At 70.8% G+C, this 13,047-nt stretch carries 12 protein-coding genes; 5 read left to right on the top strand and 7 right to left on the bottom strand.

Annotation, left to right across the window (positions count from 1 at the left end; translation table 11 throughout):
* Window positions 1-68: 68 nt before the first annotated feature.
* The 3 genes from ABGB21_RS26280 to ABGB21_RS26270 all read right to left on the bottom strand — a co-directional run bounded on the left by ABGB21_RS26280 (window position 69) and on the right by ABGB21_RS26270 (window position 2,056).
* Window positions 69-827: an SRPBCC domain-containing protein gene (locus ABGB21_RS26280; protein ID WP_347680004.1), complete on the bottom strand. Its 759-nt coding sequence runs from the start codon at window positions 825-827 to the stop codon at window positions 69-71.
* 141 nt (window positions 828-968) lie between these two features.
* On the bottom strand, window positions 969-1,427 hold the full coding sequence (locus tag ABGB21_RS26275) for a DUF6069 family protein (protein ID WP_347658514.1): 459 nt from the start codon (window positions 1,425-1,427) through the stop codon (window positions 969-971).
* Window positions 1,428-1,432: 5 nt separating this feature from the next.
* Window positions 1,433-2,056: a helix-turn-helix domain-containing protein gene (locus ABGB21_RS26270; RefSeq protein WP_347680002.1), complete on the bottom strand. Its 624-nt coding sequence runs from the start codon at window positions 2,054-2,056 to the stop codon at window positions 1,433-1,435.
* 157 nt (window positions 2,057-2,213) lie between these two features.
* On the opposite strand from ABGB21_RS26270, the gene ABGB21_RS26265 reads away from it, so the two are divergent.
* Entirely contained in the window at window positions 2,214-2,591 is a 378-nt protein-coding gene (locus tag ABGB21_RS26265; RefSeq protein WP_347658516.1) for a YciI family protein, read from the top strand.
* A 145-nt stretch (window positions 2,592-2,736) separates the two neighbouring features.
* Here ABGB21_RS26265 and ABGB21_RS26260 read toward each other — a convergent pair whose 3' ends face one another.
* The gene (locus tag ABGB21_RS26260; RefSeq protein WP_347658517.1) at window positions 2,737-3,105 is read right to left on the bottom strand and encodes a VOC family protein; all 369 of its coding nucleotides are present in this window, start codon (window positions 3,103-3,105) and stop codon (window positions 2,737-2,739) included.
* A gap of 91 nt (window positions 3,106-3,196) precedes the next feature.
* On the opposite strand from ABGB21_RS26260, the gene ABGB21_RS26255 reads away from it, so the two are divergent.
* Window positions 3,197-4,162 carry a WYL domain-containing protein gene (locus ABGB21_RS26255; protein WP_347658518.1) on the top strand — a complete coding sequence of 322 codons (966 nt, stop codon included), beginning with the start codon at window positions 3,197-3,199 and terminating at the stop codon, window positions 4,160-4,162.
* A 10-nt stretch (window positions 4,163-4,172) separates the two neighbouring features.
* Here ABGB21_RS26255 and ABGB21_RS26250 read toward each other — a convergent pair whose 3' ends face one another.
* Window positions 4,173-4,904 (bottom strand): hypothetical protein, encoded by a 732-nt coding sequence (locus tag ABGB21_RS26250; RefSeq protein ID WP_347658519.1) that lies wholly within the window; start codon window positions 4,902-4,904, stop codon window positions 4,173-4,175.
* Window positions 4,905-5,579: 675 nt separating this feature from the next.
* On the opposite strand from ABGB21_RS26250, the gene ABGB21_RS26245 reads away from it, so the two are divergent.
* Window positions 5,580-7,001, top strand: coding sequence for an endo-1,4-beta-xylanase (locus ABGB21_RS26245; RefSeq protein WP_347652651.1), 1,422 nt, complete (start codon window positions 5,580-5,582; stop codon window positions 6,999-7,001).
* Window positions 7,002-7,089: 88 nt separating this feature from the next.
* Here ABGB21_RS26245 and ABGB21_RS26240 read toward each other — a convergent pair whose 3' ends face one another.
* Both ABGB21_RS26240 and ABGB21_RS26235 read right to left on the bottom strand, forming a co-directional pair.
* Window positions 7,090-8,235 carry a hypothetical protein gene (locus ABGB21_RS26240; protein ID WP_347652652.1) on the bottom strand — a complete coding sequence of 382 codons (1,146 nt, stop codon included), beginning with the start codon at window positions 8,233-8,235 and terminating at the stop codon, window positions 7,090-7,092.
* Window positions 8,232-8,753, bottom strand: coding sequence for a SigE family RNA polymerase sigma factor (locus ABGB21_RS26235; protein WP_347652653.1), 522 nt, complete (start codon window positions 8,751-8,753; stop codon window positions 8,232-8,234). Before ABGB21_RS26235 ends, ABGB21_RS26240 begins: the two co-directional genes overlap by 4 nt.
* 148 nt (window positions 8,754-8,901) lie before the next feature.
* On the opposite strand from ABGB21_RS26235, the gene ABGB21_RS26230 reads away from it, so the two are divergent.
* On the top strand, window positions 8,902-9,534 hold the full coding sequence (locus ABGB21_RS26230; RefSeq protein ID WP_347652654.1) for a LysE family translocator: 633 nt from the start codon (window positions 8,902-8,904) through the stop codon (window positions 9,532-9,534).
* A 286-nt stretch (window positions 9,535-9,820) separates the two neighbouring features.
* Window positions 9,821-12,982, top strand: a complete 3,162-nt coding sequence (locus ABGB21_RS26225) for a S8 family serine peptidase (protein WP_347680000.1) — start codon at window positions 9,821-9,823, stop codon at window positions 12,980-12,982.
* Window positions 12,983-13,047 lie beyond the last annotated feature (65 nt).

The following is a 13,047-nucleotide window of genomic DNA, read 5'->3' as shown; positions in this document are numbered from 1 at the left end:
ACCCTGAGCCCACCCCGATTCCCGGTCCGGCCGGCGGGCCGCCCGGAGCATCGGACCTCCGGCGCCGGTCAGCCGACCGGGAGCCGGTTCAGCCACTCCTGCCAGATCCGCTCGGTGCGGGCCGGGTCCGGGTCGGCGGCGAAGATGTGGTGGCCGACGACCAGGGCGTTGCCCCGCTTGGTGCCGGAGTGCAGGAAGCGGTAGATCGCGTCGTCGGTGCGGACGCCGACGTAGGTGGGCAGGCACACGAGGTCGACGACACCGTCGATCGGCGGCAGCCCGTCGACGGTGAGCCGGGCCGGGGTGCCCTCGGTGACCGGTCCGGTGATGCCGAACGCGTCGGCGACCGCGGCCCAGACCTGGTCCGGGTCGCCTGCACCGGGCCGGAACGCGGTGACCGGGGTGGCGGTGCGGCCGGTGAAGTGGGCCAGGTACGCGGCCAGGCTGCCCAGGTACATGTCCCAACCGACCTGCATCGCCTCGTACTCGGTTTCCCAGTTGTCGCCGAGCACGCCGCTCTGCACCAGCCGGAGCACGGTGCTGCCCTGGTCGCGTCCCTCGATGAGGTATTCGGTGGCGAGGAAGGTGCCGTCCGGGCCGGGCTCGGTCCGGTTCGCGAACCGCTTGCCGGGTTCCCAGGCGGTCACGGTCGCCTCGGCGACCTGGCCGAGCATCGAGAAACGCGTCTGGCCGCCCTCGCGCGGCTCGACCTCGCTGCGCCCCATGAACCAGGAGTCGATGCCGGGGCCGGTGGCGATCGCCGCCCAGACCTCTTCCGGCGTCCCGGCCAACTCGATGGTCTTCTGCAGTTCGAATGGGTGTCCCATGGCGGGGTTTCTCCGTCCTTCTGGTCAGATCGGGCCGGGCCGGGCCGTCGCGTCGGACGTTCCGGACCCGGCATGTGCCGCGCCCTGTCGGGCGTCGGGCGGGTGGTTCGGTGGCGATGCGGGGGACCGGTGGGGGCCGGGTCAGCGGCGGCCGCGACCGGTGCGGTGGCGCAGCATCGGCGCCAGCGCGACGGCAACCGCGACGTGGATCAGGCAGAGCATGATCCGGGTGTCGGTGGTCGCCTGGTGGAGGAAGACCGGGACGAAGGAGGCCAGCAGCACCACAGCCGCCAGCACGCTCCAGATGGCCCGGGCGTGCCGGGTGAACCGTTCCAGCAGGGCCAGGGTCCCCCAGCCGAGCAGGGCGAAGAGCAGGGCGAAGACCGCGATCTCCGGCAGGATGAGCGGGTGCGGCACCGGGTTGTTCGGCGCGACGAGTGCGAAGTCGGTGCCGGCCGCGCGGGGCACCAGGTAGAGCAGGCTGCTGGACACGACGGCGGCGGCGACCCCGAGGGCGCGTTGGCGGCGACGCCCAGCCGCGGTGGTGGGTTCGGCGATCTGGACGGTCGGGTAGGTCGCGATGGCGGTGGCGCTGGTCATGTCACTCACTCCTCGGCACTCGTGTCGTCTGTTGGTCTGGTGGGCGGCGGGTCGGCACTCGGGTGCAGGGCGAGCAGCACCCGGTGCTCGCGACCGCCGGGGGCCTTCTCGTCGTGGTACCTGCTGACCAGGGCGGTGACGGCGCTGGCAAGTTCCTCGGCGAACGCGGCCCGGTCGGCGGCGGACGCGAACCGTACCCGGCCGTCGACGGCGAAGGTGGCGACCCGCTTGCCGGCCCGGTCGGCGCCGGTGATCAGGGCGCCGACGTCCTGGACGAGTCGGGCGGCCAGCGCCAGCAGCCAGCGGGCGGAGAGCCGGTCCGGTGGCTGGGCCGCCGGGTCGGGCCGTACGGCGGACAGGGCGACCGGCGAGATCACGTACGACGCCGCGGTGGCCCGCATGACCCGTTCGGTCATGTTGCCCTTGCGGCGTTCCTCGACCAGCTCGATCAGGCCGTGCTGCTCCAGGGCCCGAAGGTGGTAGTTCACCTTCTGTCGGGCCAGACCGACCCGGGTGGCCAGCGTCGCCGCCGACGCCGGCTCGCTGAGGGCGGCCAGCAGCCGGGCCCGGATCGGGTCCAGTGACGCCTCGGCCGCCGCCGGGTCCTCGATCACCGCGATGTCGAACATGCCCATACTCTGACACCGACAACCTGCTTAGTCAAGACAAGAAATTTTGTCGGCGCGTCCGAGGCAATCAGCTCCACCGGCGTGTCGATTCCGGGCCGCTCCGTTCGTCGTCAGGCTGGGCGGCGAGCGCCCCCGCGACGACCCGAGGGAGACAAGCGTGAAGTACCTGTTCCTGCTCTACGGTGACCCGACCGGCGACCCGACCGAACCGGCGGCGGTCCAGGCCGAGATCGACACCTACTGGGCGTACGACAAGCTGCTCGCCGACACCGGCGCACTGCTCGACAGCCAGGCGTTGCAGGGCACCGAGACCGCGACCTGCGTCCAACTCGGCGCCGACGGCGGCCGGACCGTCACCGACGGGCCGTTCGCGGAGACCCGGGAGATCCTCGGCGGCTATTACCTGGTGGACCTGCCGGACCTGGACGCCGCCGTCGACTGGGCCGCCCGCTGCCCGGCCGCGTCGCGCGGCACGGTCGAGATCCGGCCGGTCCTGGAGTTCGACAAGCCGGAATGGTGGTCGGATCCGGCGTGACCGAGGTACACGCCGTCGAGCGGGTCTTCCGCGAGGAACACGGCCGGCTGCTCGCCCGGACCCACCTTGTGGATGATCTTGCGGAGTCCGAACTTCCAACGGCAGGCGCGACACCTATCGTGCGCGCCTGTCGCATGGCGGCTGTTCAGTCCTTCGGTGCGACCCGGACACGGTTCCCGTCAGGATCGGCTGCGAGGAAGGTCAGCCCGAACCCCGCATCGCGAGGCTGGTCCAGGATCGTGACGCCCTTGGACTGCCACTGTTTGAAGATCGCGTTGATCTCGTCGGGTCCACCGCCGCTGATGGCCAGGCACACCTCACTGGTACGCGGGACGTCCGGCGACAGGTCCTCGAACTGGCCGGACCACAGAGCGAGGTCAGCGCCTGGTCCGAGGTCGAAGGTGATGTATCCCGGAGTCTCGAGCGAGGGGCTCATGCCGAGGAGGTCGCCGTAGAAACGGGCTGCGGCGGGAGCGTCGCTCACATAGACGATGGACACGACGGACGTGGTCATGTTGTTCCTTCTCGCAGGTCGTAGGTACGCATCCACCAGCCTGGCCGGAATATGCGCCGCATCGTGTCGCAATTCCTGAAAAACTTGGTGGGTGACCCCGGACCGCTTCTTCGCCCTGCTGCTGCTCCTGGAATCGAGGGATGGCGCGACCACACAGGACCTTGCCTCGGCGCTCGGGGTCTCCCTGCGAACCATCACCCGGGACCTGAACTGGCTCCGCGACGCCGGTCTGCCGGTGACCGCACACCGGGGCCGCCTCGGCGGCGTGACCATGCTGCCCGGGTCCGGGCTCGACCTCACGCGGCTCACGGCTGACGAGCGTGATCACCTCTCGCTCATTGGGCTGGATGAGATACAACGCGCGGAGCTCGACGCCTCGGTCGAAAGCCGGCGCGCGCTCGCCAAAATCGCAGCGAAACAGTCACGTCGAGATCAGGAACTCCTACCGCTCACCGACGTAGTGCACGTGGACAGCCGTCCCTGGCTCCAGACATCAGCGTCCGGCACGACTCCGGCTTCGCTGATCGGCTCGGTGCGGCGAGGTCGCCGGCTACGGATCGAGTACAACAGCTCACGCGAGTCATGTCCACGCGACCTGGTCGTGGATCCCTACGGGCTGTTCGCCAAGGCCGGCGTCTGGTATCTCATCGCCGACTGTGCCCGGGTGCCACGGATGTACCGACTCGAACGGATCACGACGTGGAAGGAAGTCGATCAGCCACGACGGATCCGCGAGAACCAGACCCTGGCCACCGTCGCTGCCGCGCTCATTGATCAGTGGGCACACAACCACGCGATAGAGGTCAGCGCCACCATCGACCAGTCCCAGATCGAGCGGGCGGATCGGATTTTCGGCCCACGACTCGTCCGGGACGACCGGGAAGAATCCGCCACCGACCACAAGGTAACAATTCGCTTCCTGCATCTAGAGGACGTGCGAGCATTGCTGCCGTTCGGGGACGCCATTACTGTGCACGGCCCCACCGAAGCCCGGGCTCACCTCCGCACCCTCGCCACCAACCTTGCCCACCACTACGCGCCGTTACCAACGTCCTGACCACCAACACCTAGTACTCCAGCCGCACTTCGTGATTTATGAACTGCCTTCGCCGGTCTTCCAGCCTGGTTCGGAAGGGCGCGTAGTCGTGATCCGGAAAGATCTCTGGGAAGATCCGCAGCATGTTTCGCATGGCGTCCGCGGCGAACTGGAAGTTCATGTCCTGGGCGTCCACCTCGGCGAACAAGTACTGCCAACCGTAGGTTCCCTTGGTCACCAGGAGCGCATCGAGGTAGTCGCAGTAGTCCAGGTCGAGCTTGTGCAGGCGGCTGGTTCCGTCGAAGAACCACACCTCGGGGGACGTCGCACCCGGTCGGATCCGCAGGCTCGTGAACGATCCGCCCCCGCCCTTCGGGTGTTCGTCAAAGGGCCGCAGTTCCTCGTACGACTCCGGCCCGGACTCGGTGTCGACCTCGAGGTCCAGGTCTTCGACCCCGCCGAACATCGCGGCGCCCAGGTGACGGACCGAGAACTCGCCGGTTTGGTAGAGGTCGCCCTGCTCCACGGCCCAGTGGCTGGACACCGCTTCGAAGCGGAGGAAGCTCCGCTGGAGGCGGGGGTCCAGTTCCACCCCGCACTCCTCGGCGATGAGCTGGAAGGTTTCGTCCGCGTCCCCGACGAACTCCTCCACCGGGCCTCGCTCCTCGTGCATGACCTGCACTGCCGGAGCGCTCTGAAGCTCGTCCAGCATCCGCACATAACGACGCTCGTAGTCCGTGAGCCTTCTCAGGTCGTACATCACCTCTCGACAGGGTCCTTGCACACGGCTTCGCTGCGGTCCCCGCCCAGGGGATCCCCGGGTCCTGATCCTGCCAGAAGCGATCGACAACGCAGGGCCGACCGCTCGGCCTGTAAACGGCCGCTCGCCCTATGGACGGTGTCCCGAAAGGACAGTCCATACGTCACGAAGTGTGGCTGGAGTGTTAGTTCCGGAAAGTTCCATCGAACGGGTTCGTTCCGCACCTCCGCCGCACCCTGCCCCGCCGCCTCCGAGCTGACCAGCGGCTCAGCTTCACGGAGGGGCGGGTCAGCGGACGTCCGACCCGCTGCTCGTCCAGATCGGACCGACGTTCGTCCCGTTGAAGTTTCGGAATTCTTTCGTTAGCATCCCGAAATCGAGTCGTGTCGATGAGGTCCGCGCAGTGTGACCGGATCCGGGCCACCGGGTCACGCGCGGAAGGGCTACCTCGCGCCACCGTGTCCGGACGGCTGACGGCCGTGTCGGAGGCGCCGGCGTACGCCACCTCGACCGACCCGAACCGCGTGCGGAGATGCCACCGCCCGAGGTGCCCACCCCCGACCGTCCCAGCGGTCCGGACCGTTCACGCAGATCGACGTCTCCTGCTGAGTCGGCAGCACAGCAGGCGGTGACCCGATCACCCCGCGCCACCCACACCACCATCGAGAGGCACGAACCATGAGTTACGTATCCCCGCCGACGGGCAGACGCCCGAAGCTGCGGCAAGGCGTACGCGTCCTGCTGGTCTCGGCCGCCGCTGCGCTGGTCGCCAGCGGTACCGCGATCACCTTCGCCGGCTCCGCCAGCGCCGCGAGTACCCTCGGCGCGTCCGCCGCCGAACGCGGTGGCCGGTACTTCGGCGCCGCCGTCTCCGTGAGCAAGCTCAGCGACAGCACCTACACCACCGTGCTGAACCGCGAGTTCAACCAGATCACGGCCGAGAACGAAATGAAGATCAACGCGACCGAGCCGCAGCAGAACCAGTTCAACTTCACCAACGGCGACCGGATCGTCAACCACGGGCTCAGCCGGGGCTGGAAGGTCCGCGGCCACACCCTGGCCTGGCACTCCCAGCAGCCGGCGTGGATGGAGGCGATGAGCGGCAGTGCGCTGCGTTCCGCGATGGTCAACCACGTCACCCGGGTCGCCTCCTACTACGCCGGCAAGATCGACTCCTGGGACGTGGTGAACGAGGCGTTCGATGACGGCAACAGCGGCGCCCGCCGCGACTCCAACCTGCAGCGCACCGGCAACGACTGGATCGAGGCCGCGTTCCGGGCCGCGGACGCGGCGGACCCGAACGCGAAGCTCTGCTACAACGACTACAACACCGACAACTGGACCTGGGCCAAGACCCAGGCGGTGTACCGGATGGTGCAGGACTTCAAGCAGCGCGGGGTGCCGATCGACTGCGTCGGCTTCCAGTCGCACTTCAACAGCGGCTCGCCGTACCCGAGCAACTACCGCACCACGCTGTCCAGCTTCGCCGCCCTCGGCGTCGACGTACAGATCACCGAGCTGGACATCGAGGGTTCCGGCACGACCCAGGCGAACACCTACCGCAACGTGGTGAACGACTGCCTCGCCGTCTCGCGGTGCACCGGCATCACCGTCTGGGGCGTCCGGGACTGTGACTCGTGGCGCAGCGGCGGCACTCCGCTGCTGTTCGAGTGCAACGGCAACAAGAAGCCGGCGTACGACGCCACGCTCCAGGCGCTCAACAACGGCGTCACCCCGACCAACCCGCCGACCACGCCGCCGACGAGCGGGCCGACGAACCCGCCCACCACGCCGCCGACGCAGGGACCGGGCGGCTGCTCGGCCACCGTCTCGCTGAACCAGTGGAACGGCGGCTTCGTCGCCACGGTACGGGTGACCGCCGGCTCGTCCGGCACGAACGGCTGGTCGGTGGGGATGACCCTGCCGTCCGGTGCCACGGTCACCAACGCCTGGAACACCCAACGCAGTGGTAACAGCGGCGCGGTCACGTTCACCAACGTGAGCTACAACGGCCGGATCGCCGCCGGACAGTCCACCGAGTTCGGTTTCCAGGGCACCGGCAGCGGCAGCGGCATGAGTCCCACCTGTTCTGCCAGCTGAACCGTAGCCACCAGCCGAAGGGCCGGTGCGGAGGACGCGGTCCTCGGCACCGGCCCTTTCGTCAGCCCGGGTCGGGTGGTGCTGACGGTCACCCGCCGGTGGACGGCCACTGCGGCCAGGTCGCCGGCTCCTCCGGGTCGCCGTCGAGCCGGAGCCCGTCCACGACCCGGGTCAGCCGCACGGCGGTGATCCCCTCGGAGGCGCCGAGCTCGACCCGCAGGCCGTCGAAGTCCGGCACCACGAGCCGGGTCCCACCCGACGCTGTCGTCGACCCGTACGCCGGACGTCCGGCCAACCGCTGCTGCGCCGGAGTGCCGTCCGCCGTCCGGCGGCGTACCCCGATCTCCACCTGCCCCTGGTGATGGCCGACGGTGAGGACCGCCTCCACGAGACGGGTGAGTCGTCCGTCCGCGTTGGGCACCTCGCCGCCGGCCATGGTCACCCGACAGCCGAGCGGGATCTCCGCCGGTGACCACGCCGGCAGCCTGACCGGTGCGGAACACCGGGTGGCGGTGTCGAGGCGTACCCGGTTCGCGATGCTCCCGGCCTCGGCCGCGCGGCCCCAGCCGCCGTGCCCGGACACCTGGGCCCACACCCCCGGAGCCGCCTTCCACCGCAGGTGGAAGGCCTCCGCACGGTCGCTGCGCTGGACGTGGAGGGTGGCCGGCAGTCCGCCGACCGTCGCCGCCGACAGCTCCGGCTCGGACCAGGCGGCGGTCGGCTCCACGTCCTGTCGCTGCACCAGCAGGTCGAGCGGCCCGACCGCGCGGGCCAGGGCGACCTCGGTGTACCGCGCCCCGGCGGTGACCGCCACCCGCTCGCTGCCGGACTCCACCGCCCAGGTCACGCTCTGTGCGCCGACGGTGAACCCGTCGACCGCGAAGTGCAACACCCCCGGATCGGTGCCGACCAGCCGGGGTGCGTCCGCCGCACCCGGTACGCCGACCGCGACCGGCGGCGTCGGTGCCCGTCGACCGACCGACGGCGGAGCCGGGGTATGCGGCGCGGCCGGCGGTGGTACGCCGGCCACCCGGTCGCTGGCGGCCGGCTCCAGGACGGCGAGCCCGGCGACCGCCAGCGCGACGGCGGCACCGGCCCCGACCAGGGTGCGGCGACGACGACGTTGGAGACGGCCCCGGCGCAGGGCCGAGGCCGCCAGGTCGGCCGTGTCGACCGGGCCGCCCACCCGTTCGGCGAGGCTGCGGGCGAGGGTCCGCTCGAGTTGGTCGGTCACCGCCCACTTCCCGGCACCGGATCGGCGACACCGAGCGGACCGCCGCGCAGCGTGGCGAGGGCCCGGAGCGCGGTGGCCCGGACGGTCTCCGGGGAACAGCCCACGATCTCGGCGATCAGAACGTCGTCCAGTTCCTCGTAGTAACGCAGCACCAGGACCGCCCGGGGTCGGGGCGGCAGCCGGGACATCCGCCCCCACGTCTGGTCCCGCCCGGCCGCCTCGGATCCGGGGTCAGCCGGGCCGTGACCGGTGGCCGCCGTGGCGGGGGCGCCCGGTCGGGGCTGGCGACGTGACCGTCGGCCGAACCGGCGCCACCGACCGGCGCAGCCGGCGTCGACCAGCATCCGCCGGACGTACACGTCAGGTCTGTCCCCGGCCATCACCCGCCGCCACCGGCGGTGTGCCTTGGCCAGCACGTCCTGGACCAGGTCGTCGGCCCGGTGGTCGTCTCCGGTCAGCAGGCGCGCGAACCGGACCAGCGCGGCACCCCGGAGATGGACGTACTCCTCGAACGTCACGTCGCAGGCCCTTCCTTCGGCTCCCTCTCACCCCCTCAGACGTAACCGGGGCCTCCTGGTGTTGGATGGCGCCGGCAACTTTCTGCGTCACGTCCGAAGGGCGGGAATTCACGGGTACGACGCGGCGCCCGACGGTGAGGATCCGAGCGTGCCGATCGACCATCATCTGCTGATCGCGTTCACCCTGACCACCACCGTCGCCATGGTCACGCCCGGGCCGGACATGCTCTTCGTGCTCGGCTGCGGGATGCGGGGTGGCGCCCGGGCCGGCCTGCTGGCCACCGCCGGGGTGGCGACGAGCGAGGCGATCCACGTCGCCGTGGCGGCGGCCGGGCTGGCCGCGCTCTTCGCGGCGGCGCCGACCGCGTTCACCGTGGTCCGGATCGTCGGCGCCGGCTACCTGATCTGGCTCGGGGTGCAGCTGATCCGACAGCGTGGGAAGGGTACGGCCGAACCGTCGCAGACCGGCGCCGGGCTCTCCGGTCGACGGGCATACCTCAGTGGACTGTTGACGAACCTGCTGAATCCGAAGATGGTCACGTTCACCATCGCCTTCCTGCCGCAGTTCGTCGACCCGGCCCTGGGCCGGGTCTGGCTGCAGTTCGCGATCCTCGGCGCCATCATGATCTTCCTGGAGTTCCTGGTCGACGGCGCGGTCGGCGTCTTCGCCGGCCGGATCGGCGGTTGGCTCCGACGCCGCCGGGCGGTACGCCGCCGGATCGACGCCGCGACCGGCGGCCTCTTCATCGGGCTCGGCGTACGGCTGGCCGTCGAGCGGTGACCGGTCGGCCGGGCGACGACGATTCTGTGGTGTCGTCGCCCGTGCCCGAGCCTCCCGGACACCGCCCCTGACCCGCGCCCCGGTGCGGCGTACGGAGGTGTTCCGTCCCAGGGGATGGCCACCCGGGCAGAAGGTTGATCTTGCTAAGCAAGATCAGTCGTAACATCCTCTGAACTTCCGCCTAACCGGCATCCGGTTGGGTGGGTCGGCACCTCCCGCTGATCCGGGAGGCGCCGCAACGTTCATGGGAGCGCTTCCATCCAGTGGAGGCGTCGAAAGGAGCTCCGTGACGAGCACAAACAGGAGCCTGCGTCGAAGACTGGCGGTACCGCTGCTGGTCCTCGCCCTGGCCGGCGGCGGAACAGTCGCCACCGGGGGTACGGCGTCGGCGGCACCGCCCCAGCCCGGCGGTACGGCACACGACCCCACCGACCTCGGCCTGGTCAAGGACGGCGACCGGATCGACCTGACCGGCGGCGCCGGCCGACGGCCGTTCGACGCCGACCGGACCCGGACACCCGGGTCCGGCACCGAGCGGCGGGCCGCCGAACCCGCCAGCACCGGCCGGTACATCGTGGAGCTGGCCGAGGAGCCGGTGACGACGTACCAGGGCGGGGTTTCGGGCCTGGCCCGGACCCGGCCGGCGGCGGGCGAGCAGCTGGCACCACAGTCGACGGCGGCGCAGGCGTACCGGAAGCATCTCGACGCCCAGCGCGCGGCGGTGGCCGGGGCGGCCGGGGTCACGGTCACCCGGACCTACACCACCGCCTTCAACGGCTTCTCCGCCAAGCTGACCCCGGAACAGGTGGCCGCGTTGCGGCGCGACCACCGGGTCCGCAGCGTCACCGAGTCCCGGCTGGTCACCACCGGCACGGCGACACCGGACGGCACCACCCCCGACACCCGGCCGAGCACCCCGGTCCCGGGCGCACCCGCGACCGCTGACCCGGCCGGGACGGCGACCGGGGAGACCACCGGCGATGCGGACGACGCGACGGCGGATCGGAGCGGCAAGCCGGGCAAGCCCGGAAAGCCCGACAAGCCGAAGCCGGGCAGCGACACCGGCGCCGGCGTGGTGATCGGCGTGCTGGACACCGGCATCTGGCCGGAGAGCCCGTCGTTCGCCAAGAGGATGCCGGCCCCGGCGGGTTGGCACGGGACCTGCCAGACCGGCGCGGCGTTCGTGGTCGAGCACTGCAACGGCAAGATCGTCGGTGCCCGCTACTTCGCCGACGCGTACCTGGCGGTCTACGGCGAGCTGCCGCCGGGCGAACTGCTCTCGGCCCGCGACATGTCCGGGCACGGTACGCACACCGCCTCCACCGCGGCCGGCCTGCCGATCCGCAACGTCACCATCTCCGGCCGCGACTTCGGCCCCGTCGGCGGCGTCGCGCCGGACGCGCAGATCGCCGCCTACAAGGTGCTCTGGGGCGGCGAGGGATTCGACGAGGACATCATCGCCGGCATCGACGCGGCGGTCGCCGACGGCGTGCAGGTGATCAACTACTCGATCGGAATGACCTTCGGGGACCAGCAGCCGAACACCCCGATCGGCAACGCCTTCCTGAACGCCGCCCTGGCCGGGGTCTTCGTCTCGGCGGCCGCCGGCAACGACGGCATGAGCGGGATGATCGCCAACGCGCAGCCGTGGGTGACCACGGTCGGCGCGGCGGTCACCACGCCCAACGAGGGCACCGTCCGGCTCGGTGACGGCAGCAGGATCGTCGGCACCTCGCTCGACGTGCTGCCAGGTGGCCGCAAGCCCCTGCCCCTGGTCTTCGGCGAGCAGGCCGGCTCGCCGGAGAACGGCTCGGCGTACTGCGTGCCGGGCAGCATCGACCCGGCGAAGGTCCAGGGCAAGGTGGTGGCCTGCGCGCTGAGCAACCCGTACGACTCGGTCCAGGAACTGAAGGCGAAGGGTGCGGCGGCGATGCTGCTCTTCGACCCGATCGGCAACTTCCGGGTCAACTCGCTCTACGACTTCCCGGTGCTCTACCTGCCCACCCGGGAACAGTCGGGCACACTCTTCAACTACCTGATGCGGCACCCGACCGACGCCACCGCGCTGGTCGGCTCCGGCGGCGACGGATCCAGCGTTCCCGGCCTGCCGAGCGTCGCGGACTTCTCGTCCAAGGGCCCGGACCAGGTGCACTACGGGCTGTTCAAGCCCGACCTGGTCGCCCCGGGCAGCGACGTCCTCGCCGCGGTCTCCCCGCCGGGCAACTTCGGCCGGGAGTACGACCTGTACTCCGGCACCTCGATGGCGGCCCCGCAGGTCGCCGGCGCGGCGGCGGTACTGCGGGCCAAGCACCCGACCTGGTCCGCGGCCGCGGTCGCCTCGGCGCTGCGGACCACCGCCACCGACACCGAGGGCACCGACACCCCGCTGGCCCAGGGCAGCGGAATGCTGGCCCTGGACCGGGCCGACGACCCCGGGCTGGTGTTCGAGCCGGCCGCCGCCGACCTGGTCGCCTTCAGCGAGGCCGCCACGCCGGACGGCCGGGACCTCAACCTGCCCGCCATCTCGCTGCGCGAGTACGACGGCACCCGGCCGGTGACGCTGACCCGCAAGCTGACCAACGTCGGCGGCAAGCGGGAGACGTACCGGGCCTCGGTCAGTGGCCTGCCCGGGATGCGGGTGACGGTCAGCCCGTCGTCGGTCACCGTCGACCCCGGCAAGACCGTCACGGTCACCATCACCCTGCGTCGCGGTGACGCGCCGTGGGACCGGTACGTCACCGGGGCGATCACCTGGCGCAGCCACGCCCACCAGGTCCGGATCCCGGTCGCCGCCCGTCCGTGGGGCATCACCCCCCGGCCCTACGACGACGAGCAGCTGGAGTTCGGGCGGCTCACCACCGGCGCGTTCGGCCTGCTGGAGCCGGGCTTCACCGGCCCGATCTCCGGCCGTTCGACCGGCTACACCCCGATCGAGTGGAACTCGTACTCCATGCCGGCCGGCGTCGACGGCGGCGTCTTCGACCGCAACGGCCTGGGCGTACGGGCACACACCTTCACGGTGCCGAAGGGCAGCGCCGGAATCGTGGTGCAGACCGGCACCGACGACCCGAACGCCGACCTGGACCTGTTCCTGTACAAGGGCGACAAGCTGATGTACCGGAGCGCCAACTGGCACAGTTCGGAGCAGGCGTACGTCTTCCTGCCCGAACCGGGGACGTACACGGCGTACGTCTTCGCGTACACCGCCAGCGGTCCGGTGGTCGACTACCGGCTCGGGCATGCCGTGCTCAGCCGTACCGGCCGGTACGCGCCGGCCACGCTCACCCTGCCGGCCACCGTGGAACGGGGTACCACGCCGCAGTTCACGCTCCGGCCGGACAGCCCGCTGACCGGCGACGGCGAGTACTGGGCGTACACCGAGCTGCGGATCGACGGCGAGGTGGTACCCGGGCAACTGGTGTACACCTCCCGCTTCTGGTGGCAGTGATCCGACGGCGGTGAGTGACCGGGTGGCGGTGATCAGGTCGCCCTGACCTGGCACGGCGTCCACGG

The organism is Plantactinospora sp. B24E8 (assembly GCF_039871735.1).
Lineage (GTDB): Bacteria > Actinomycetota > Actinomycetes > Mycobacteriales > Micromonosporaceae > Plantactinospora.
The sequence above is the reverse complement of the archived record's forward strand: the minus strand, read 5'-3'. Positions and strand labels throughout refer to the sequence as shown.

What these genes read in the sequence shown, in the direction of transcription:
- ABGB21_RS26280 (WP_347680004.1), bottom strand. Translation starts at nt 827, where the DNA reads ATGGGACACCCATTCGAACTGCAGAAGACCATCGAGTTGGCCGGGACG.
- ABGB21_RS26275 (WP_347658514.1), bottom strand. Translation starts at nt 1,427, where the DNA reads ATGACCAGCGCCACCGCCATCGCGACCTACCCGACCGTCCAGATCGCC.
- ABGB21_RS26270 (WP_347680002.1), bottom strand. Translation starts at nt 2,056, where the DNA reads ATGTTCGACATCGCGGTGATCGAGGACCCGGCGGCGGCCGAGGCGTCA.
- ABGB21_RS26260 (WP_347658517.1), bottom strand. Translation starts at nt 3,105, where the DNA reads ATGACCACGTCCGTCGTGTCCATCGTCTATGTGAGCGACGCTCCCGCC.
- ABGB21_RS26245 (WP_347652651.1), top strand. Translation starts at nt 5,580, where the DNA reads ATGAGTTACGTATCCCCGCCGACGGGCAGACGCCCGAAGCTGCGGCAA.